The sequence below is a fragment of the Flavobacterium melibiosi genome, assembly GCF_048158545.1.
Lineage (GTDB): Bacteria > Bacteroidota > Bacteroidia > Flavobacteriales > Flavobacteriaceae > Flavobacterium > Flavobacterium melibiosi.
In genome coordinates this window covers 18,672-40,007 of sequence record NZ_JBLNKU010000016.1, presented here as the reverse complement: position 1 = coordinate 40,007, position 21,336 = coordinate 18,672, and the positions used below count along the sequence as shown (strand labels likewise).

22 protein-coding genes and 1 pseudogene are annotated in these 21,336 nt (G+C 35.5%); 10 read left to right on the top strand and 13 right to left on the bottom strand.

What is annotated here, in order from left to right:
* The first annotated feature begins 254 nt into the window (after positions 1–254).
* Positions 255–878, top strand: coding sequence for a murein L,D-transpeptidase catalytic domain-containing protein (locus ACM55F_RS16610; RefSeq protein ID WP_416854962.1), 624 nt, complete (start codon positions 255–257; stop codon positions 876–878).
* A gap of 72 nt (positions 879–950) precedes the next feature.
* Here the strand turns inward: ACM55F_RS16610 and ACM55F_RS16605 are convergent, their stop codons facing one another.
* From ACM55F_RS16605 to ACM55F_RS16545, 13 genes and pseudogenes are all read right to left on the bottom strand, one after another.
* Positions 951–2,213 carry an alginate export family protein gene (locus ACM55F_RS16605; RefSeq protein WP_416854961.1) on the bottom strand — a complete coding sequence of 421 codons (1,263 nt, stop codon included), beginning with the start codon at positions 2,211–2,213 and terminating at the stop codon, positions 951–953.
* A 2-nt stretch (positions 2,214–2,215) separates the two neighbouring features.
* Positions 2,216–2,896, bottom strand: a complete 681-nt coding sequence (locus tag ACM55F_RS16600; protein ID WP_416854960.1) for an SCO family protein — start codon at positions 2,894–2,896, stop codon at positions 2,216–2,218.
* A gap of 18 nt (positions 2,897–2,914) precedes the next feature.
* Positions 2,915–3,613 (bottom strand): formylglycine-generating enzyme family protein, encoded by a 699-nt coding sequence (locus ACM55F_RS16595; protein WP_416855001.1) that lies wholly within the window; start codon positions 3,611–3,613, stop codon positions 2,915–2,917.
* A 101-nt stretch (positions 3,614–3,714) separates the two neighbouring features.
* A pseudogene (locus tag ACM55F_RS16590) lies at positions 3,715–4,038 on the bottom strand (c-type cytochrome); the annotation flags it as partial.
* A 106-nt stretch (positions 4,039–4,144) separates the two neighbouring features.
* Positions 4,145–5,635, bottom strand: a complete 1,491-nt coding sequence (nirK, locus tag ACM55F_RS16585) for a copper-containing nitrite reductase (RefSeq protein WP_416854959.1) — start codon at positions 5,633–5,635, stop codon at positions 4,145–4,147.
* A gap of 109 nt (positions 5,636–5,744) precedes the next feature.
* Entirely contained in the window at positions 5,745–5,981 is a 237-nt protein-coding gene (locus ACM55F_RS16580; protein WP_416854958.1) for a cytochrome C oxidase subunit IV family protein, read from the bottom strand.
* A 3-nt stretch (positions 5,982–5,984) separates the two neighbouring features.
* Positions 5,985–6,566 carry a cytochrome c oxidase subunit 3 gene (locus tag ACM55F_RS16575; protein ID WP_131915754.1) on the bottom strand — a complete coding sequence of 194 codons (582 nt, stop codon included), beginning with the start codon at positions 6,564–6,566 and terminating at the stop codon, positions 5,985–5,987.
* A 23-nt stretch (positions 6,567–6,589) separates the two neighbouring features.
* On the bottom strand, positions 6,590–7,315 hold the full coding sequence (locus tag ACM55F_RS16570) for a carbonic anhydrase (protein ID WP_416854957.1): 726 nt from the start codon (positions 7,313–7,315) through the stop codon (positions 6,590–6,592).
* Between the two features lie 123 nt (positions 7,316–7,438).
* Positions 7,439–8,404, bottom strand: a complete 966-nt coding sequence (locus ACM55F_RS16565; RefSeq protein WP_416854956.1) for a DUF438 domain-containing protein — start codon at positions 8,402–8,404, stop codon at positions 7,439–7,441.
* A gap of 7 nt (positions 8,405–8,411) precedes the next feature.
* Entirely contained in the window at positions 8,412–10,187 is a 1,776-nt protein-coding gene (locus tag ACM55F_RS16560) for a nitric oxide reductase activation protein NorD (protein WP_416854955.1), read from the bottom strand.
* A 185-nt stretch (positions 10,188–10,372) separates the two neighbouring features.
* A complete protein-coding gene (locus tag ACM55F_RS16555; RefSeq protein WP_416854954.1) occupies positions 10,373–11,152 on the bottom strand; it encodes a CbbQ/NirQ/NorQ/GpvN family protein in 780 nt (259 codons plus the stop codon).
* A 131-nt stretch (positions 11,153–11,283) separates the two neighbouring features.
* Positions 11,284–12,711: a cbb3-type cytochrome c oxidase subunit I gene (locus ACM55F_RS16550; protein ID WP_416854953.1), complete on the bottom strand. Its 1,428-nt coding sequence runs from the start codon at positions 12,709–12,711 to the stop codon at positions 11,284–11,286.
* Positions 12,712–12,722: 11 nt separating this feature from the next.
* Positions 12,723–13,157 carry a c-type cytochrome gene (locus tag ACM55F_RS16545; protein WP_416854952.1) on the bottom strand — a complete coding sequence of 145 codons (435 nt, stop codon included), beginning with the start codon at positions 13,155–13,157 and terminating at the stop codon, positions 12,723–12,725.
* Positions 13,158–13,463: 306 nt separating this feature from the next.
* Between ACM55F_RS16545 and ric the strand changes: the two genes are divergently transcribed.
* From ric to ACM55F_RS16500, 9 genes are all read left to right on the top strand, one after another.
* On the top strand, positions 13,464–14,195 hold the full coding sequence (gene ric, locus ACM55F_RS16540; protein WP_416854951.1) for an iron-sulfur cluster repair di-iron protein: 732 nt from the start codon (positions 13,464–13,466) through the stop codon (positions 14,193–14,195).
* Between the two features lie 39 nt (positions 14,196–14,234).
* Positions 14,235–16,340: a ribonucleoside triphosphate reductase gene (locus tag ACM55F_RS16535; protein ID WP_416854950.1), complete on the top strand. Its 2,106-nt coding sequence runs from the start codon at positions 14,235–14,237 to the stop codon at positions 16,338–16,340.
* Between the two features lie 111 nt (positions 16,341–16,451).
* Positions 16,452–16,613: an anaerobic ribonucleoside-triphosphate reductase gene (gene nrdD, locus ACM55F_RS16530; RefSeq protein WP_165153262.1), complete on the top strand. Its 162-nt coding sequence runs from the start codon at positions 16,452–16,454 to the stop codon at positions 16,611–16,613.
* Positions 16,597–17,286 carry an anaerobic ribonucleoside-triphosphate reductase activating protein gene (locus ACM55F_RS16525; protein ID WP_416854949.1) on the top strand — a complete coding sequence of 230 codons (690 nt, stop codon included), beginning with the start codon at positions 16,597–16,599 and terminating at the stop codon, positions 17,284–17,286. Before nrdD ends, ACM55F_RS16525 begins: the two co-directional genes overlap by 17 nt.
* Before the next feature lie 274 nt (positions 17,287–17,560).
* Positions 17,561–18,010: a CopD family protein gene (locus ACM55F_RS16520; RefSeq protein ID WP_416854948.1), complete on the top strand. Its 450-nt coding sequence runs from the start codon at positions 17,561–17,563 to the stop codon at positions 18,008–18,010.
* An 11-nt stretch (positions 18,011–18,021) separates the two neighbouring features.
* Positions 18,022–18,486, top strand: a complete 465-nt coding sequence (locus tag ACM55F_RS16515; protein WP_416854947.1) for a hemerythrin domain-containing protein — start codon at positions 18,022–18,024, stop codon at positions 18,484–18,486.
* A gap of 64 nt (positions 18,487–18,550) precedes the next feature.
* Positions 18,551–18,985, top strand: a complete 435-nt coding sequence (locus ACM55F_RS16510) for an RrF2 family transcriptional regulator (RefSeq protein ID WP_282716360.1) — start codon at positions 18,551–18,553, stop codon at positions 18,983–18,985.
* A gap of 134 nt (positions 18,986–19,119) precedes the next feature.
* Positions 19,120–19,830, top strand: a complete 711-nt coding sequence (locus ACM55F_RS16505; RefSeq protein ID WP_416854946.1) for an endonuclease/exonuclease/phosphatase family protein — start codon at positions 19,120–19,122, stop codon at positions 19,828–19,830.
* Positions 19,831–20,037: 207 nt separating this feature from the next.
* Positions 20,038–21,297 carry a pyridoxal phosphate-dependent decarboxylase family protein gene (locus tag ACM55F_RS16500; protein ID WP_416854945.1) on the top strand — a complete coding sequence of 420 codons (1,260 nt, stop codon included), beginning with the start codon at positions 20,038–20,040 and terminating at the stop codon, positions 21,295–21,297.
* The last annotated feature ends 39 nt before the right edge of the window (positions 21,298–21,336 follow it).

The following is a 21,336-nucleotide window of genomic DNA, read 5'->3' as shown; positions in this document are numbered from 1 at the left end:
TTTTTTATGATTACCGAGAGTAAATACACATTCCAATATTTGATTTCAATATTTAATAGAATTCATTAATAACTTATTTTCTTTCATTTGTTAATAATACACTAAGTACCAATACAGTAAGAAATAAAAGCTTATTTTTGTACAATAATAATCTTGACATTTTATGCAAATTCATCCTCTTTGGATTGACATTCGTATTTGAGTTTTCGACAGTCCTACTATAAAGACAAAAAACTATATCTAAGAACACTGAAATGAGAAAACTAATTTTCGTTTTAATCTCAATGGGAATATTCTTTTTTAGTATCAATATTTTTTCAAAAAATACTAAAAATAAATCTTCTTTAATTTCTGTATCAGATGATTCAACAGAAGAAAAACTTTTGAGCCGAGCTAGTATTATAAAGAAATTCATTACCAACAATCCTAACTATAACAATGAAATCGCATTTCTTATTGACATGAAAATTATGTCCGGAAAAAACAGATTCTTTGTTTATGACTTAAAAAACAATAAAATAATTGACCAGGGTTTGGTTACTCACGGTTTTGGTTCAGAAACACAAATTGACGGCCAACTAAAATTCAGTAATATTAACCAATCTCTTTGTACATCATTAGGCAAATACTACATCGGAAATAGTTATACTGGAAACTTTGGAAAAGCATACAAATTATACGGTTTAGACGAAACCAACAATAATGCTTTTATCAGAAATATTGTTCTTCATAAATATGATAAAGTGCCTTATGAAGAACAGGATAAACCAATATGCAAAAGTTTTGGCTGTCCAATGGTAAATGCCGACTTTTATAAAAGAATTGAAAAACTAGTTGACAATTCAAAAAGCAAAATCGTTTTAGAAATTTACTACTAAAAGTACTACTATAATCGACATCCATTAAGAACAAACAACCTAAAATCCTTTTTTAACCAATACAAACGTGTTTTATTTTAAACTAAATAGTCTAGGACTAAAAGAAATCATAACCCAAACCCAATTGTTGGTATTGGCGGCATCAGCAACATTTTTTAATCTTTCTAAAGTTCCAGAACCAAACATTTGGGAATACCCAGCCGAAGCTATTATATCTTTTTGAAGGGTGTAACTGGCAGTGAAATCTATTTCTGTTCCTAAATAGCTGTCCATTTTTTTATTGGAAGTATCCAAAACAGTATTCGGCGCATTAAAAACATGTGGCATCAACGTAAATTGCCATGTATTAGACACATAATTTAACTTTAAATAGGCATCTTGTAATCCCACACTATTTTGATGATTTCCTACATAAAAATAATCCATGAAGCCATTAAAACCATGGTTGGTTCCAAAAATTGGGCTAAACGATTTTATGTCAGAACTGCTATCGTTTTGGTTTTTACCCGAAAGATATTCATATCCTAATCCCGCTTTGAATGTATTGGTGACCGCATAACCAAGGAAAGCTCCCACATACCATGCGTTTACCTTTTTATCGACGCTTTTTCCAGTTTGTCCATAAGCCCCAAAATTAGCATCCCATTTTTTTTCCTTTAAAGAAAGGTAAGTACCAAAGGTTTGTTTGTAATCTATTTCTAAATTGCCAATGGTTTTTTCAAATTCATATCCGGTATTTAACAGTAGCAAACTCAAATTCAATTTGCTAAACTGGGTATGATACCATGCATATTGCAAGTTTTTGTAATTTGTTGTATAGGCGGTTTTCGGCTCCAATAAATTTTCTGCATTGGCATTCAAAGCAAAACCTAAATCCAATTGATGATTCTTAGGATGAAACGTAATTACAGCAGCATCATGACTTTGTCCTTGTTGCGCCCAATCAATTTCTCCAAAAATACGCTGATTGTCATACGAAATCACTTGGCGACCCAAGCGTGCACTCCATTTGGCATCACAATCATATTGTGCCCAAGCCTCATATAAAGCAATTCCGTTTTTATCAACTTGTGTTGTTGTTGCCACATCACCCCAAGTACGAATGTTCTGAAAAGTCAATTTGGCTTTTAATTTTTCTTGCTTGTAATTAAAATTTAATCGGGAACGTTGCGATACAAATGAAGTTGCCTTTTCGCCATTTGGCATCAAGTTTTTAAAACCGTTTCGGTATTCATAACGCGGTCTGAGTTGCAGGTTTACATCTAATTCTTGCGCATAAGTCCCCATGCTTACCATTCCTAAAAATGACAAACCAATTATTTTAAATAGTTTCATGTTTAATTTATTTTTTGAGCTTCCTCAGTAATCTTTTGAATGGTTTGGTCTGAATTGACACCTAAACCTTCTTGTTGATACGCTAATTCCCCATCAGCATTAAATACACTTATGATATTGGAATGGGAGAATTCCAATGGCGCTATTTTTTTATAATTTACAGCCAAAACTGCTGCAAATTCTCTTGTGTTTTCTTCTGTTGAGCGTAAGAAAACCCATTGTGGACCGTCCATTTTATTTTCAACAGCAAATGCTTTCAAACGTTTGGGTGTATCTACAGCAGGATCGATACTCACTAAAACCAATGTTACATTATCCTTAATGTTATTGGGTAATCTTTGTTCGATATTACGCATGTCTGCCACTAATCTTGGACAAGCAGCTTTACATGAAGTATAAATCATAACCATAACCAGCACTTTTCCCTTCAAATCTTTCATTTCTAGATTTTCACCTTCTTCATTGGTCCATTTTGAAGGAAGATTATAAATGGATAAATCCGAAATAGGTTTGTCTATTGTTTCCGCTTTTGATTTATTAACACAAGATTGAAGTGATAAAAAAATTAAAACGAATCCTAAAAAAAGCGTTTTACAGATGTTTTTTTTAGTTTTTATCTTTGAAGAATTCGCTTGTACTAATAAGCTGGTGTTGTGACTATTTGATTTCATTTCTGTTGTCATTTGAGTTGATTTTGAGCGCTACTTTTTATCTTTCGCACATCGAAAACCGAGGTTTTTTGTAGTAAATCGTGCCTTAAGACTTCCTCGGAAAGCATAGCGCATAAAAGCGGCATAATTCATTAAATCTGTTGCATTGACAGAACCGCTTCCGCAAAATAGATTCCGGTCCGTATCCTTATCTTTTCTGGATTCCCCGGAAAGAAAAACACTATTGAAATCGGCTGTCCATTCCCAAACTAATCCATGCATATCATAAACACCCCAATAATTTCTGAAGGTGCGACCTACCGGATTTGCATAGGTTTTTGGCTTTTCATACCAAGACAAGATGTAATTATTGAAGCTTTCTTTAGTACGTGCGTCAATTCGTTTCTCATCGGCCATGGCGACATATTCCCATTCATCCATAGTGGGTAATCGTTTTCCTTGGCACTCACAATATTTTTTGGCTGTAAACCAAGAAATATTCGTTACCGGAGCAGTACTTAAATTGGCAGAGCCATAATTAAAATCACTTTCCCATTGTGATAAGTAACTTTTATCGGCAAAAATACCTTTCATTCTAGAGCGACTGTTTTCTGGATATTTCTTCAAAAATTCCAAAAACTGGGCATTGTTAACCGGATAAATATCCATGCTAAAAGCGTCAACTTGTACTGGTTTTTTACTTGTAGCTCCATAAAGGGGAACAAAAGTCCCCCTTTCAATAGAAGCCATTTTAACAACTTGAGACCATAGCGATGCTGTAATAAGAAACAAAAATAGTGGCAAAAATCTTTTCATATTTAACATGGCTAATTTCTTTTAAGCTGTACGAATTATTTTCTTTGGGCTTTTACCATTGCTGGTGTAACCGTGGTTTTGTTATTTCCCCAACTTGCGTAGACATAAGTCATTGCATCCGCTATTTGTTGATCGCTCAATGCTTGTGCGGGCATGGCACCACTGAATTTTTTACCATTTACAGTAATTGGCCCCGTTAACCCTTTTACGACACCTTTTACAGCGCGATTCACATCTTTATTTAAGTAATCTGATTTGGCTAAAGGAGGGAAAGCACCCGGAATTCCTTGCCCGGTAGCTTGGTGACAAGCAATACACGTTTTCGCATAAACTCCTTTTCCTTTATCAGCACTTTGACTGTATCCCTGTAAAGCCAATCCCATCATTCCGATGCATAAAATATACTTTTTCATTTTATTATAATTATTGTTAAATACTTGTTTAGATTTGGATTCAATCCCGTTTTTATTCATGAATATCTTTTACTTTTGGAGCTACTTTTCCTCTTAATGTTTTAACCATTGCAGGCGTTACAACCGTTTTATTATTTCCCCAACTATCATACACATAAGTCAACACGCTGGCTACTTCATCGTCGGTCAAATTTTGACTGGTCATGACGTTATTGAATTTTTTACCATTTACAGTAACTTCTCCGCTCAATCCATGTAAAACTGCATTTATTGCTCTGCCTGAATTAGCGTTTAAGAAATCTGATTTGGCTAATGGAGGGAAGGCATTTTGAATTCCTTGCCCTTCTGATTGGTGACAGGCTAGACAGGTTCTTCCGTATAGTTCTTTCCCTGCCTTAACATGTTCTGCTACAGTTTTTACCGCAACGCTTTTAGTTGTACCTTTCACTTTAGGCATATTTTGTATGGTACCACCTTCCGGCAAATAAATCCCCTCTTGTGTTGTTCCAGAATAGACTGGCTTATTATCTTCTCCTTCTACTTTTAACATTCCCAATGCCCCTTTGTTGAAAGCTCTAAAAATAGAGTGATCTACCAGGATAAACGTACCGGGAACATCTACTTTAAATTCAACTATTGCAGCGCCACCGGCTGGTATCAAAGTTGTTTGGACGTTTTTGTTGATCAAATCGCCTCCTTCTATATGAACTTTATCGAATATTTCACCAATTGCGTGGAAAGAAGATACTAAGTTTGGCCCACCATTACCCATATAAATACGTACTGTTTCTCCTTTTTTGGCTGTTAATGCTTTATCACCTGTTAACGCCCCTACTTTTCCATTAAACACTACGTAATCAGGTTGCTCTTTAATCGCTTTATTCATATCAAATGGTTGAGAGCCTTGTTCTCCATAATTTCCTTTGGTATAAAAATCGCCTTGCATAATGTAGTATTCTTTGTCAACTGGAGGCAAACCACCTTCAGGTTCCACTAAAATCAAACCATACATACCGTTTGCAATGTGCATCCCAACAGGAGCTGTAGCACAATGGTATACATACAAGCCTGGATTCAACGTTTTGAAATTGAATACTTTTTCATGTCCCGGTGCCACTAATGAAGAGGTTGCTCCTCCGCCTGGTCCAGTTACCGCATGTAAATCTATATTGTGCGGCATTTTATTATCCGGGTGATTTTTCAAATGAAATTCTACCTCATCACCAACTCGAGTTCTTATAAAACTTCCAGGAACTGATCCACCAAAGGTCCAATAGGTATATTTAACACCATCTACCATTTCGCCCTCTTGTTCTTTTATTTCCATGTTCACCACCAATTTAGTGGCTGCACGATCGCCCACGGGTTTAGGAACAAAAGGTGGTGCAGTCAGTTCTGCTGTTTTTTGACCTTCTATCTTAATACTCTCATAATATTTTGCGTCTTTTTCCTCATTTTTAGAACAAGAAAACAAACCAAGGGCTACAAAAAAAGCAATGGCTACTACCCTACTTTGTTTGTTAAAATTAAATGTAATTTCCATAATAATCAGGTGTTAAATTAATCGTGATTTATAGTGTAAAAATAAAAGATAACTTTATCCTTTATTATGACATTTGTCATGTTTTTAACTTTTATTTAAGAGCCTTTTTTTATAAAATTAATCCTAAAACAATCAACCCTAAAACCGAAATCAGACTCACTTTCCAAAAAGCATTTGCCTTTTTAAGTTCCATGAATTCGAAAGAAACCAAGAGAAATTTCAGTACGGATAATCCCATAATTAAAATAATTGCAAGTCCGGAAACAGACATTGTATTCGAAATCAAAGCGGTTGAAGCCGTCAATACAATCAATAAACCATACGTAATAAAAAGTGTTTTTTTCATTTTCTAAAAAATTAAGTACAAAACAGGAAATAGCAACAACCAAATCAAATCACACATGTGCCAGAAAGCAGCGCAGGCTTCAACATCGTCAATACCTGTATCTGAATTTTTCTTGGTCATTCCATAGTTGGTCCAGATTAAAATCACCAAACCCATGATTACATGAATCAAATGAAAAGCGGTTAACAACCAATAAAAAGTAAAAAAAACATTGGTTTCTGGAGTGATACCCGATTCCATTTTATGATAGTATTCAACTCCTTTTAATATTAAAAATAATGTTCCGCCAAGCATGGTCAATTTAAAATACAAAGACGACTTTAAACGGTTATTGTTTTTAAACTCCAAGACTGCATTGGCCATAAAAAAACCACTCGTCAACAAAAAAATAGTGTTTATTGCTCCAAAAGTAGTATTGAGTTGCAACCGTGACTGATGAAATAATTCAGGCTGCTCTTTTCCGTAATAAACGAATGCTAACAGCGCCATTCCGAAAGTGATTAGCTCCAAGAAAATAATAATCCACATCAAAATACCTCCTGGCGGATAGTAGATGTTTTTGTAATCGATTTTGAGTGTGTTCATTTTATAGGATTGTATTTATAGTGTCATTTGAGTGCCCCATTATTTTCTAAAAAAGCTACTTTTCCATTAGTGATATCGTAATAAGCACCAATGATTTTTATTTCTTTATTTTTTAATTGATGTTCTAGTGTGACACTTTTTCGTATGATTTTTTCAATGGTCAACACAACATTTTTTCTTGAAGTATCATCAATGGTATAGTCCGATAATGGATACGTTTTGTGTGGATTTATGGATGGTTTGATTTGTGAGGTGAGCTGGGTTAAATGTTCTAAACCAACATTATCAATTGCGCCTTGAACTGCACCGCAATGATTGTGTCCTAACACCAAGATAAGCTTGGTGTGTTTAATTGTAGTGGCAAATTCCATACTGCCTAAAATGTTATCGTCTTCTATATTACCGGCAACTCTTGCTACAAATAGATTTCCAATACCTTGGTCAAAGATAATTTCAGGGGGAACCCGAGAATCAATACACGTTAAAACCAATGTATGCGGATGTTGTTCTTTTTTTGTAAGATCAATTTCATGCGCATAATTGAGGTGAACGGACTTATTTTCTAAAAACCGCAGGTTGCCATTTTTTAAATCCGCAATCGCTTCATCAGGGGTTTTTATTTCAAGATGATGTTCTTCTGCTTTTACATTTTTAAAAAATATGAAACTGAAAAGAGTCAGTGTAAAAAATGGACATAATACAAATAAAAGCAGTGTTCTTCGGTTATTGCGTTGGTATTTTGGACACATATAGTTGAAATTTATTTTATTAACCCAGTGTTTTAAGAATAACCCCCCCTTCACAATTTATGAGTTGGAATCTTGTTGCAAGCAAAGAGGAGGTTAAAAATAATGGCTATTTTCACAGTGAAATTAATCCCAGTCCAACAATCGTTTTTCGCCTTCTATTTTCTTGATGTCGGTAATGTCCTGTGACATTTCTATGACACCTTTGTAGTTTTTATCGGCATCCCTGACCGCGAAATAGCGAATGTAAATCAGACGTTCTTTGTAATTAATCCAAAATGAGGATTCGTTTTTTGTTCCTTTTCTAAATTCATCCAAGATTTTAAGCACGGTTCCCACACTTTTTGGTGGGTGACAAAACTTGACTTCCCGACCAATAATCCCGGCACTTCTGGGGAAAACACGTTCTTCTCCCCGATTATAGAAAATCACTTTGTCGTTTTCATCAACATAAGTCAAATCTAACGGCATCGTTTTAAAAAGTAAATTTACCTGCTCCGCCGTCATATATCCTTCATCATAATGAGACGTATTTTCGAGTGAAAAAGACATTTCTCTTTTGGTAAAATCTTCACTTGGGTGAATGTATTCTTGTTTTGGATAAGGAGCAGGAGCTTCTGGCAGCATCCAGCCAATTTCTTCTTCACCTTTGCGCATTTCAATCCAGTCGGCTTCAGTAAGGAGTTCTAAGGCATTTGGAAACAAAACCGCTTCTTCCATCTGCATCAATCGGTCGATTCCATTGACCAGAAAAGGAGTATTGATACTAATTTTCTCCGGATTATTCATTTTAAGATAGTACTGAATTAAACGGAATTGCTCTCTTAAATTATCATGAAAGGACCACATTCCCTGAGAAGGACCGTTCCATCCTTTTTTTTCTAAAAACGGAAAAAGCTGATTTTCTTTACGGGAAAATCGTTTCTCGATGGTGTGAAGCTGATTGAATATATTCGTATATTTCTGCAAATCATCCTCAGGATTTACAGCTGATAATTCTTCTAAAAGTGCATGAATAATGTCGTTTTCCTGAAAGTAAATCTGAACCGGATGTCCATCAGGAAGTGTTGTGGTATTGGAAATATCGTTCATTATATATTTATTTTTGATGTTTAATTTTTTCGTACAATTGCACCAAGGATCGCAATAGTTCGACCGGTGTTGTTAGAATTTGATAGTGATTTTGCCCGAACATTTGCGGCAGATAATATTTTGCCTGGGCTTCAATAGCCAAAGCATAGGAATTAATATTTCTGTTATTGAGTTCCCGAAGTGCTTGTTTCACATCATTCACGCCGTACTTTCCTTCGTATTTATCGTAATCATTGGGTTTTCCGTCAGAAATCAGGATGACCCATTTGTTTTTGGTGTTTCTTTTATCAAGTCTTGCGCCGGCATGACGTAAAGCAGCTCCAATTCTGGTATAGCCATTGGGTTCTATCGCTCCAATTTTATGTTTGGCGATATTCCAGTTTTCATCAAAATCCTTTACCGTTAAATAGGTCGAAAAATTTCGAGTTTTGGAGTAAAAACTGTCAATGGAAAAATCGATATTGAACTCGTTTAAAATTTCTCCAAAAAGAATAGAAACTTCTTTCTCCACATCAATCACACGATTTCCTGCGGCATATCCATCACTGGAAAGACTGATATCCAAGAGGATTAAAATCGATAAATCTTTCTCTTTTTTCCGATTTGAAATGTATATATTTTCCGAAGGTGTCCGTTTCGAATGCACATCAATATACAAATCCGTAATAGCATCGATATCGAATTCGTCTCCTTGTGTCTGGCGTTTTTGCTGTTGCATTCTGTTATTGACATTGGTCAGCATTTTTCGCAAACCCAATAAGGTCGAAGCATTTTTTGCAATGGTCTTTTTATAGTAATTAGGGTCCGTTTTCTGTTGTGATTTCGGATACACTTTACAAAAATTCTCTTTATAAATACGCTTACTAAAATCCCATTCGTTATAGGTAAGATGGAATCCTTTGGCATCAATTTCAGCACTTTCGGAGATGGAAGTATTCTCAATAAAATCAGATTGATAAACGGAATGTGCCGTATCATCTACCCGAACCGTGTATTTCATATTCAACTCTTCCAATGCTTCCTGATGTTCTTCTAATTCGTCCGAACCATCAAAATCGCGCCAAGTTCCATTGAATTCTTCGGCAGTTTCCACTTTTTCAAAATTGTGAAGCAATACATAATCTTCCTGTTGTTTTTTATCGACCTCAACAGTAATCACTTCTTCGACCGCTTTTGTTTTTAAAGTGGTTAAAGCCTGATTTTCATTAGCTTTTTTGGTTTTATCAGAGAAATTTTCGAGAATGGTATTGCTATTTTTTTCTATTTCATTTTGCATCCATTTGCCATACAGCCAAGAAAAATCAGGAGTATTTTTTCCGTTTTCCTTTTGAATGAAATGCAGTTTTGTTTCGGTATGAAATTTTTTATCGATAGAAAATTCTTCAAACAAAATGGCCAGAACAGCTTCAGATGTTTCAAATGCTTTTTGTTGTGAAAGTGCCAATGGCTGGTCTTTTTCTTCCAAAGTCCAATTCAAATTCAACCGCTGTTGTACGCTCAGATACAAAATCCTAAAAAGATAAAAAGTAAGGTTGTCTTTTTTCGTAGGTAATTTGGAAAAAGAAATGGGGAGGAAAAAATTATTGTTTTTATATCCCCCTTCTCTTTCGGCGGGGAAAATTTCGATTGGTTTTCCCGTCAAAGCACGAGCCAAAATAGTCAATCGCGGTTTTATATCATTAAGCGTTACAGTTCTTGCAGTAATTTCGGGATGTATCTTTTTACTTTTTTTTAAGTGTCTGAATAACTTCCCAACTATATATTCGTCTATTTCGAAACCCATCTTTTCCAAGTGATCAGTTATATTAGTGAACCATAATTTAATCGTCAGTGCTCAGTAATAGTATTCATTTTTAGTATTTATTTTTATTTTGATAAAAGTAAAAGTAGCTTTCTTATCAATGGAACACTTATTTAATCATTCATGCAACTGAACACTAAAAAAAACTGACCACTGACCACTTTTTTCTATATCATCAAATCACACAAATCCTTCAATGCTTCCACCGTTTGTAAATCATCGGTTAACGGTTCTACAATAGCCACATGAACCGACAATCGTTTTGGAAGACCAGAATGAATAATTTTGGCGGCATCCACTAAAAGTCGGGTCGAAACGGTTTCTGTCAACCCCAATTCGGTTAGGTTTCTGATTTTGTTCCCAATGGCTACCAGTTTTTTGGCGACATCAGTATCCACATTCGTTTCTTTTACCAAAATTTCAGTTTCAATTTTCGTTTCCGGATATTCAAAAGAAACGGCAATAAATCGCTGACGAGTCGAGGGTTTTAGTTCTTTAAAACCTCTTTGATAACCGGGATTAAAGGAAGCAACCAACATAAAATCGTCATGCGCTTTTACGGTTTCGCCTAATTTGTCTATGAATAATTCTCTTCTGTGATCCGTCAACGAGTGAATGGCCACAATAACATCTGGTCGCGCTTCGGCGATTTCATCCAAATAAATAATCGCTCCTTCTTTTACGGCAGTGGTTAATGGACCGTCAAGCCAAACCGTTTCGGCACCTTTAATTATAAATCGACCAATTAAATCCGTAGAAGATGTTTCTTCATGACAGCTAATTGTGATGATTTTTTTATCCAATTGATGTGCCATGTATTCCACAAAACGGGATTTTCCGGTTCCGGTTGGTCCTTTCAACAGGAAAGGTATTTTGTTTTTATAGGCGTGTTCAAAGACCTCTTTTTCTTTGCCTACCGCGTGATAATATGGGATATTTACTAACATTTTTTTTATTTTAGAAAAAAACCAGAACACGATAACTATTGTTTTTTCGGAAATGCAATTCCAAAAAACGGTGGTTAAAGCATTCTGGAAATTTTATTTTAAGTATTCCGTTCACGAAAAAGGTTTCAGTTTTAAATCACTGTTTTTCCTTTTTTCTCACTTGTTCCTGTTAAATTTTCAATTACATGGCCATCAATTTTATACCCATCTACTCTATGTCCTTGATTGTCGGTATCTAGAGCTTCATCTGTAAGTCTGCCGTATTTGATAAAATCAAAAATAAACAGACCAATTCCTATGGTAAACATGGTAGCACAAATAAGAAGCACTACAAAATGGATGCTGATTTCGCTTTGAACAACCATGAAATCCATTTTCATTTTTCGTTCCATATACACTTGAGCAACTCCGGCAACACCAAAGGCTACAGTCATCCCCAAGATTCCAATATTCGATAGCCAAAAAGCCATCATACCTTGCGAACTTTCGTAACGTTTACGCCCCGTTAAATTGGGTAAAGCATAACTAATCATCGCTAGAACAATCATCGCATAAGCGCCCCAGAATGCATAATGAGCGTGCATTGCAGTTACTAAAGTTCCATGCGTATACAAGTTTGTTTGTGGTAATGTATGTGCAAAACCAAGTAATCCTGCGCCTACAAAAGAAACGATAGCTGAACCAATAGTCCAGAATAAAGCAATTTTGTTCGGATGACTTTTTTCCCCTTTTCTGTACATGTTTACAGCAAATAATGCCATTGCTAAGAAAGCCAAAGGTTCTAAGGCAGAGAAAATTCCACCAACGATCAACCAAATTTTATTTACTCCAATGTAGTAGTAGTGATGCCCAGTTCCCAAAACTCCCGAAAGGAAAGTTAATCCAACAATTACGTACAACCATTTTTCGATAACTTCTCTGTCCACTCCGGTTAACTTGATCAATAAGAACGAAAGAATACCTCCCATAATTAATTCCCAAACGCCTTCAACCCACAAGTGAACCACCCACCAACGGAAAAATGAATCCATTACCTGGCTGTCAAACCAAATCATTCCGGGTATATAAAGCAACGCTGCAAAAAACAATCCCATTGATAGTACTAAAGCCGTTGTAGTTTGTCGTTTTCCTTTGAAAAGTGTACCCAAAATTATGAATAAGAACAACAGTACATTTACAACTACTAAATAGTCCAACTCTCTTGGAATTTCAAGAAATTTTCTACCTTCCCAATGGTTAAAGTGAAAGCCAATTATAGTAACAACGCCAACAATAGCTAATGAAATCAGTTGAACATAAGCCCATTTCACGCTTATTAATTCGCGCTGCGCTTCTTCGGGAATAATGTAATATGCCGCACCCATAAAACCGGTTAACAACCATACCACCAACAAATTAGTATGCACCGCTCGTGCCACGTTAAAAGGGATAATTTCATGTAATCCTTGAATTCCTATTCGGTCAAAGCCCATGATAAAGCCATAGACAATTTGCAGCGAGAACAAAAGCATGCACAATGCAAAAAACCAGTAGGCTACTTTTTGTGATTTATATTTCATTTTTAAAAATTTTAATTATTTTCTTTAGCTAAAGGAGAAACGATTCGGTCGAAACCATTTAAATCTAATTTTCCAATCCATTGGAAATAGGCAACCATGGCATTGGCATCCGCTTCATTCATTTTATAAGCTACCATTTTTCGCCCGTTTGGTGCCCAAGGAATAGGCGACATCAAAACCGCTTTGATATAGCCTTCGCCACGACGTTCCATCACCTTTGTCAACTCCGGAGCATAATATCCTCCTTCGCCCATAATGGTATGACAGCCCATACAATTGTTAGTTTCCCAAATTTCTTTTCCTCTCACTACTTCTTTAGTAATCTTACTGTAGTTTGTTTGATCATTCCTTGGCATGAACGAATAAATGGTCAATCCTATAAAGATTAAAAAGGTGACCACTGTTCCTCCTAAAAAAAATGCTCTTGCCTGTGATTTTGAAAGCATAAGTATCCGTTTTTGTTAGTTAATAAATGTACTTTAATTTAAATAAAGGACAAAAATGTCTTTTATTTGTTTGTTGCAAATTAATGACTTTAAAAAAAGCTAAAACATGATAAAAATCATCTTTTTATTATTTTTTAAATTATAAAATTAATATTCATTAAAAATGATTTTTAAAAAACACATACTCCTTATAATAAGCACTTTATAAATAAAATTAATTTAAAAAATTAATTAAGGATAAATTTGTCTTTTATTAAAAATAATGATTATTTTTGTCTAAATAAATTTTAATCGAAAACAGATCTTATGGAAACTTTAGAGAAAATAACAATCGGAGAATACGTTGCAAAAGATTTTAGAACCGCAGCAATATTTTCAAAATACGGAATAGATTTTTGCTGCAAAGGCAATCGAACAATCGAGGAAGCTTGCGAAAAAAAGGACGTTGATACGGATCAATTAATGGAGCAGTTAAACACTGTTTTGGCAACCAAAAATGACAGTACTATAGATTTCAAAATTTGGCCTTTGGATTTATTGGCAGATTATATTGAGAAAACCCATCATCGTTATGTAGAAGAAAAAACGCAAATTTTGCTTCCATTTTTAGACAAACTGTGCAAAGTACATGGAGCAAATCATCCTGAATTATTCGAAATCAATGAACTGTTTATTGGTTGTGCAGGCGAATTAGCGCAACACATGAAAAAAGAAGAACTGATTTTATTTCCCTTTATCAAAAAAATGGCAAAAGCATCGCTTACCGAGGAACCAATTGCGAAACCACAATTTGGAACTGTAAAAAATCCTATTGCCATGATGATGGAAGAGCATGAAGCCGAAGGGGATCGTTTTGTAAAAATAGCAGCATTAACCAATAATTATACACCGCCGGCAGATGGTTGCAGTACGTTCCGTGTGACTTATGCCATGCTAGCTGATTTTGAGCAGGATTTACACAAACACATTCATTTGGAAAACAACATTTTGTTTCCAAGCGCTATGCTTTTAGAAAAAAAATTCTCCGAACAAGAATAAAATAAACCCAAATAACCTAACCTTAAACCATCACATGCTATGGAAAAATATGTTATCAAAAGAAACGGCGAATACAAACCTTTTGAGAGTTTTAAAATAAAAGACGCGATTGAAAAAAGCTTTCAGAGTGTTTCCATAGCATTTGATGAAATTCTTTTTGAAAAAATTATTCAGGATTTACAATCCAAAGAAACCTGGGCCGTTGAGGAAATTCAGGATTTAATCGAGAAAAACCTTTTTGAAAAACAGTATTTCGAAGTCATGCGTTCCTTTATGTTATTCAGACATACGCGCAAATTGCAACGTGAACATGTGAATGGCTTAAACGAAGACACCACTTATGTTGATAGCACGCAAACAATCGAAGAATATATAGAACAAACGGATTGGCGCATCAATGCCAATGCCAATACCTCCTATTCTAATGCGGGATTGGTCAATAATGTTGCCGGAAAAATCATTGCTAATTATTGGCTCGACAAAGTATATACAAAAGAGGAAGGGTATGCGCATCGCAATGGCGATATCCACATTCACGATTTAGATTGTTTGACCGGATATTGCGCCGGTTGGAGCCTGAGGGTGTTGCTCAACGATGGTTTTAATGGCGTTCGCGGACGCGTGGAAAGCAAAGCGCCTTCCCATTTCAGGGAAGCTTTGGGACAAATGGCGAATTTCCTTGGGATTTTGCAAAGCGAATGGGCCGGAGCGCAAGCCTTCAGTTCGTTTGACACGTATTTGGCTCCCTATGTTTTCAAAGATGATTTGTCTTTTGACGATGTTTTGAAAGCCGTTCGCAGTTTTGTTTACAATTTGAATGTTCCGGCGCGTTGGGGACAATCGCCTTTCACGAATATCACTTTGGACTGGGTCGTTCCCGATGATCTGAAAACCCAAATTCCGACGAAAAATGACTATCATTTTTTCGAAAATAATTTTGATTATGATCTCTTGTTGCGAGCTAAGGAAAGAGGCGTTACAAAAGTAACCGAATTGCGTTACGAACATTTTCAAAAGGAAATGAACCTCATCAACAAAGCGTATTACACCGTAATGACCGAAGGCGATGCCAACGGACAGCCGTTCACCTTCCCTATTCCAACGGTAAACATCACCGAAGAATTTGATTGGGATGGAGAAAATACCGATTTGCTTTTTGAAAATACAGCCAAAATAGGTTCTTCTTATTTCCAGAATTTCATTGGAAGCCAATATATTTTGGATGAAAATGGGAATAAAACAGAAAATGAAAACGCGTATAAACCCAATGCCGTTCGCAGCATGTGTTGTCGTTTGCAACTCGATTTAAGAGAACTGTTAAAACGTGGAAACGGACTTTTTGGAAGTGCAGAAATGACAGGAAGCATTGGTGTCGTGACCATTAATATGGCACGTTTGGGTTATTTATTCAAAGGAAATAAAACAGAATTATTCAAACAATTAGATCGTTTATTATATATTTCTAAATCTACTTTAGAGAAAAAAAGAGTATTTATCCAAGAAATGTACGACCGCGGTTTGTATCCGTACACCAAACGGTATTTACAGCATTTCAGAAATCACTTTTCGACCATTGGTGTAAACGGAATGAACGAAATGATTGCAAATTTTACCGGAAATCAAGATGCCATAACTTCATCATCAGGAATCGAATTTGCTGCTGAAATCTTGGAGCATATTCGAAACCGAATGAAAGAATTCCAAGAGGAAACCGGGAATTTATACAATCTGGAAGCCACACCGGCCGAAGGTACCACCTACCGTTTTGCCAAAGAAGACAAAAAACGTTTCCCGAACATTTTGCAAGCCGGACAGGGCGAAAATATTTATTACACCAACAGTTCCCAGATTCCGGTGGATCACACCGAAGACCCTTTTGAAGCGTTGTTTTTACAAGACGAATTGCAATGTAAATATACCGGCGGAACGGTTTTGCACTTGTATATGAGTGAAAAAATCAGTTCTCCGGAAGCCTGCAAACAGTTTGTGAAGAAAGTAATATCCAATTTCAAATTGCCTTACATCACCGTTACGCCAGTGTTTAGTGTATGTCCCGTACATGGTTATTTGAATGGCGAGCACGAATATTGCCCAAAATGCGATGAAATTCTCATTGAAGAAAAAAAGTTTAAAGTTGAGTTATAAAACTTTAAAACCATTAAGAATTTAAGTTCCATTAAGCCAAATCATACTTAATTTTCTTAATTTCTTAATGGTTCAAAAAAATAATTTTAATTTTTTAAACCTCAAAAAAATATGAAAACAACAAACCCAATTTTAGAAGAAAACCAACATTTGAGAACCAAATGTTTAGTATACACAAGAGTAATGGGCTATCACAGACCCGTAGAAAGTTTCAATATTGGAAAAAAAGGAGAACACAAACAGCGAACTCATTTCAGTGAAGGAAAATGTTAGTACTCCCATTTACAGCATAACGCCTTTTACTTTATTAGATTATGCGCATAAATCGGCTTGCATTCTTTGGTTTGCAGGCTGTAATATGCGTTGTTTGTATTGTTACAATCCTGAAATCGTATTAGGAAAAGGAACAATTTCATTCGAAAAAGCGCTTACTTTTCTTCATTCCAGAAAAAACTTGTTGGACGCGGTAGTTTTTAGCGGAGGTGAATGCCTGTTGCATAAAAATAGCATTCAACTCATAAGCGAAGTCAAAAAAATGGGCTTTTTGGTAAAAATTGACACCAATGGATCACGACCTGAGGTTTTGCAACAATTACTTAAAAATCAATTGATCGATTATGTTGCGTTGGATTTTAAAGCCATGCCAATTCATTTTGAAAAGATAACACAGTCCAATCTTTTTCTGCCTTTTGAAAAATCGTTGCATTTATTAGTCGAAAGTGGGCTCCCGTTTGAAGTTCGCACCACGGTGCATTCTGATTTGATTGATAAGAACCATATGCAAGCCATGATACAGTATTTAGAGCAGCAAAACTATCAGGGAAATTACTACATCCAGCATTTTGTGAATGGAGCGACTACGTTAGAAAAATTGGGCTATTCTGTTAGGGAATTGGAAAAAGAAAATCTTTCTACCGCAAGTATTAAAGTACATTTTAGAGGTTGATTCTAAAGTAGCGTTGCTGAGAAAGCGTATCTTTAAAAACAACTAAACCACTATGGACTTGAAGTCCATAGATTTGGTTTGGCAGACTTAAAGTCTGCAAGGTTAAAGCTTTTTAATTTGCCACAGATTAAAAAGATTCGCACAGATTAAAAAGATTCGCACAGATTAATCAGTGATAATCCATTTAATCTGTGGCCAAACATTTTTTAGAAGCTAAAGCGAAATACACAAAAGTGCATAGTTTTAATTATTTCAGTGACCAATAAAAATTTACATGAACCATCATTTTTTGTTAATTATCCATCTTTTAAGTGCCACAGTTTGGGTGGGCGGACATTTGTTGTTAGTCTTTGGTCATTTGCCTCAAGCCCTTAAAGAGAAAGACCCAGGCATCATTTTAAATTACGAAAAGAAGTATGAACCTGTGGGAATGACAGCCTTGGTTTTACTGGTCGTTACGGGAATTTTAATGGCTTACAAATACGGCGTTAGCATCGAATATTGGTTCCAGTTTGCCACTCCTGTTGAGAAAGTGGTTTCTGCAAAATTACTTTTATTGTTCTTGACGGTAGCCTTCGCCTTGAGCGCACAGTTCAGGGTAATTCCCAAACTTAAAAATAATCCAGACAAGTTGCCTGAAATGGCTTTTCATATACTATCCGTTACGATAATTGGTGTATTGATCCTCATTTTTGGCTCTTTCATCCGTTTTGGCGGGTTTTAAATTTATACCTTATGATATCAAATAAACCATTAAAAAGAGCTCCGGAATTACAACCTTTAAGCCACGATCATCATCATGGTTTGCAATTGTGTTGGAAAATACGAACGGGTTTTTCGAAACAAATTGAACCCAATCGCATCAAAAAATATGCGGACTGGTTTTTTAAAACGCATTTGAAACCTCATTTCGAATTGGAAGAAAAACACGTATTTCCAATTTTAGAGACAGAAAATGAACTTGTAAAACGAGCGTTGACAGAACATCGTCGTTTGAAACGTTTATTCAAGAAAACTACTGATACAGAAAAGTCTTTAGGGCTCATTGAAGAAGAATTGGAAGCACACATTCGTTTTGAGGAACGCATTTTATTTGTTGAAATCCAAAAAATAGCCACCCAAGATCAATTGGCTAAAATCAAAGAAATTCATACCGAAGAATCTTTTACAGAAAAGGACGATGATCCTTTTTGGATTTAAAAAAATAGCCAACCCAAAGAATAAAGGATAGTACTTATTTCTATAAATTTGTAAAAAAACAATTATGTTTTCTAAAACCTGTGAATACGGAATCCGAGCCACCATTTTTATAGCATCAGAATCCTATCAAAATAATAGAGTTGGGCTTAGAGATATTGCTAAAAAAATAGATTCTCCCGAGGCTTTTACGGCCAAAATTTTACAAATACTATCCAAGGATAATATCATCCATTCTATCAAAGGAGTTGGTGGCGGATTTGAAATTCCAAAAGAATCCATGAGCCAAATAAAGCTATCCCAAATTGTAACGGCATTAGACGGAGATCGCGTTTTTACCGGTTGCGGTCTGGGATTAAGTCACTGTTCCGAGGACCATCCTTGTCCTGTTCACGATAAATTCAAGTCCATCAGAAATGAATTGGCTTTCATGCTCGAAAACACCAATCTGGAAGAATTAGCAATGGGAATAAAATCAGGTGATACTTTCTTGAGGTATTAATAAAAAGTAATCTTATATTTACAAAACTGTTTTGTGACATAATAGCTAAGATTTTGGATGGATTCTAGCCCCTTTATGTGTGCTTATACAAGTTACCTAGAACTGTATCGGACAAAATAACAACAACAAACAGAATGAAAATAATAACTTGGAATTGTAATATGGCTTTCCGTAAAAAAGCGGAATTTATTCTGACAGAACAGCCAGATATTCTAATTGTGCCTGAATGCGAACATCCTGACAAATTGATTTTCAAAAATGATATAGCTAGGCCGACAGACCTATTTTGGTTCGGACAAAACCCAAACAAAGGGCTTGGAATATTTTCATATTCAGACTTTAAGATTGAACTTCTAAGTATTCACAATCCTGAATTTAAATATGTTTTACCATTATCCGTAAGCAACGATGAAATCGAGTTTACAATTTTTGCAATATGGGCTCAAAAACCTAAAAATCACGATTGCTATACAGAACAAATTTGGAACGCAGTTCATTTTTATAGCGACTTGTTGAATAATGAGAATATAATTCTTGCAGGTGATTTTAACAGCAGTTCAATTTGGGACAAGCCAAACAGAATTTATAACCATTCTAACCTTGTTGAACTTTTGAAAAATAAGAATATATATAGCACCTACCATAGTTTCTATAATCAGGAACAAGGAAAAGAAACTGCTTCAACTCTATTTATGCATAGAAAAATTGATAGACCATATCACATTGATTTTTGCTTTGCATCGAATAATCTAATTAACAAAATTACAAGTGTGCAAATCGGAGAATATGAAAATTGGACTAAATATAGCGACCACAAACCTGTAACTGTAATATTTGAAATATGACGACAGAAATCCCACGCTCCGTAAAGTATTTCTCTAAATAAATAATTTTCTCGTTAAGGCTACGCAAATATCTCTGACTTTACGCAATTTAATGAACCCACACTATCAAAATTACGCTTATAAAATTTCTATTTTTTAAAACCAAAACCTAACATTTATCATATTTTCTGATTTTTTTAGCATGTAGCTTTGGTAAAAATAGTAATCATGCAATTCTGGAAAAAAATCACCCCCACAGAAAGGCAAATTCGCATTCAAAAAGCATTAGGCGAGAATGTGAATTTCTCTCATGATGCCTCTTTGGGGTATCCTGCATCCAAGTTAGATGGAAAAGTATTCAATGAGGAGGCTCAATTTCTAAAAGATGCGCCCATTTTACAAACCTATGTTGCCAATCCCAATCATATTGGCTGTCATACTTTTGGCACTTCTGAAAAAGCTTTTAGAGGAACACAGGAAATAGAACGGGAGGTTTTGAATGTGCTCGCCGTTGATGTTTTTAAAGCCGAAGCCAATTCCTTTGACGGTTATATTGCTCCTGGTGGCACCGAGGCGAATATTCAGGCCATTTGGATGTATCGCAACTATTTCATGAACAAACTGAATACCAACCTGTCCGAAATTGCTATAATAGCTTCAGAAGATACGCATTATTCCATTCCGAAAGCGGCCAATGTATTGATGTTGGATTGGTTAAAAATCCCTGTTGATTTCGAAACCCGTACTATTGATATATTCGCACTTGAAAATAGCATTATCAATGCTAAAAAACGTGGGAAAAAATATTTTATCGTAGTTTCAAATATGGGAACGACGATGTTTGGCGCTATTGATAACCCGAATGATTATATCGAAATCCTCGAAAAACACGACTTTAAATACAAATTACACATTGATGCCGCTTATGGTGGTTTTGTATATCCGTTTAGCAATAAAGCCTCCGAAATCAATTTTGAAAACCCAAAAATCAGTTCCATAACCATCGATGCGCACAAAATGCTTCAGGCTCCTTATGGAACGGGAGTTTTTATTTGTCGAAAAGGATTAATCGAAAATGTTTTGACAAAAGAAGCCGAATATGTCGAAGGAATGGATTTGACGCTCTGCGGAAGTCGTTCCGGTGCAAATGCCGTAGCGGTTTGGATGATTTTATTCACGTACGGCCCTTTTGGATGGTGTGAAAAAATTCGGATTTTACAAATGAGAACAGAGTGGTTTTGTGAACAATTGGATGCGTTACATGTGAACTATTTCAGAGAACCTTTTATGAATATTGCAACCATTCAAGCCGAATATATTACGCCAGAATTGGTAAAAAAATTCGATTTGGTTCCCCAAAAACACGACGGAAATAATCAATGGTACAAAATTGTAATTATGGATCATGTCGAAATAGACCATTTGATGGCTTTTATAACAGACTTAAAAACTACACTTCAACAGAAAAACGAAATTGTTCCCGTGTGATACACTATAAAATCTGCTTCCTGATTTTGAAGTGGGAAT

Excerpts from the sequence above, each read along its gene's own strand:
- ACM55F_RS16545 (WP_416854952.1), bottom strand. The coding sequence starts at position 13,157 with ATGCTTTCAAAATCACAGGCAAGAGCATTTTTTTTAGGAGGAACAGTG.
- ACM55F_RS16605 (WP_416854961.1), bottom strand. The coding sequence starts at position 2,213 with ATGAAACTATTTAAAATAATTGGTTTGTCATTTTTAGGAATGGTAAGC.
- ACM55F_RS16535 (WP_416854950.1), top strand. The coding sequence starts at position 14,235 with ATGGAAAAATATGTTATCAAAAGAAACGGCGAATACAAACCTTTTGAG.
- ACM55F_RS16520 (WP_416854948.1), top strand. The coding sequence starts at position 17,561 with ATGAACCATCATTTTTTGTTAATTATCCATCTTTTAAGTGCCACAGTT.
- ACM55F_RS16565 (WP_416854956.1), bottom strand. The coding sequence starts at position 8,404 with ATGAACGATATTTCCAATACCACAACACTTCCTGATGGACATCCGGTT.
- ACM55F_RS16550 (WP_416854953.1), bottom strand. The coding sequence starts at position 12,711 with ATGAAATATAAATCACAAAAAGTAGCCTACTGGTTTTTTGCATTGTGC.
- ACM55F_RS16575 (WP_131915754.1), bottom strand. The coding sequence starts at position 6,566 with ATGAACACACTCAAAATCGATTACAAAAACATCTACTATCCGCCAGGA.
- ACM55F_RS16600 (WP_416854960.1), bottom strand. The coding sequence starts at position 2,896 with ATGACAACAGAAATGAAATCAAATAGTCACAACACCAGCTTATTAGTA.
- nirK (WP_416854959.1), bottom strand. The coding sequence starts at position 5,635 with ATGGAAATTACATTTAATTTTAACAAACAAAGTAGGGTAGTAGCCATT.
- ACM55F_RS16505 (WP_416854946.1), top strand. The coding sequence starts at position 19,120 with ATGAAAATAATAACTTGGAATTGTAATATGGCTTTCCGTAAAAAAGCG.
- ACM55F_RS16570 (WP_416854957.1), bottom strand. The coding sequence starts at position 7,315 with ATGTGTCCAAAATACCAACGCAATAACCGAAGAACACTGCTTTTATTT.
- ACM55F_RS16610 (WP_416854962.1), top strand. The coding sequence starts at position 255 with ATGAGAAAACTAATTTTCGTTTTAATCTCAATGGGAATATTCTTTTTT.
- ACM55F_RS16560 (WP_416854955.1), bottom strand. The coding sequence starts at position 10,187 with ATGGGTTTCGAAATAGACGAATATATAGTTGGGAAGTTATTCAGACAC.
- ACM55F_RS16515 (WP_416854947.1), top strand. The coding sequence starts at position 18,022 with ATGATATCAAATAAACCATTAAAAAGAGCTCCGGAATTACAACCTTTA.
- nrdD (WP_165153262.1), top strand. The coding sequence starts at position 16,452 with ATGAAAACAACAAACCCAATTTTAGAAGAAAACCAACATTTGAGAACC.
- ACM55F_RS16580 (WP_416854958.1), bottom strand. The coding sequence starts at position 5,981 with ATGAAAAAAACACTTTTTATTACGTATGGTTTATTGATTGTATTGACG.
- ACM55F_RS16510 (WP_282716360.1), top strand. The coding sequence starts at position 18,551 with ATGTTTTCTAAAACCTGTGAATACGGAATCCGAGCCACCATTTTTATA.
- ACM55F_RS16555 (WP_416854954.1), bottom strand. The coding sequence starts at position 11,152 with ATGTTAGTAAATATCCCATATTATCACGCGGTAGGCAAAGAAAAAGAG.
- ACM55F_RS16500 (WP_416854945.1), top strand. The coding sequence starts at position 20,038 with ATGCAATTCTGGAAAAAAATCACCCCCACAGAAAGGCAAATTCGCATT.
- ACM55F_RS16595 (WP_416855001.1), bottom strand. The coding sequence starts at position 3,613 with ATGGCTTCTATTGAAAGGGGGACTTTTGTTCCCCTTTATGGAGCTACA.
- ric (WP_416854951.1), top strand. The coding sequence starts at position 13,464 with ATGGAAACTTTAGAGAAAATAACAATCGGAGAATACGTTGCAAAAGAT.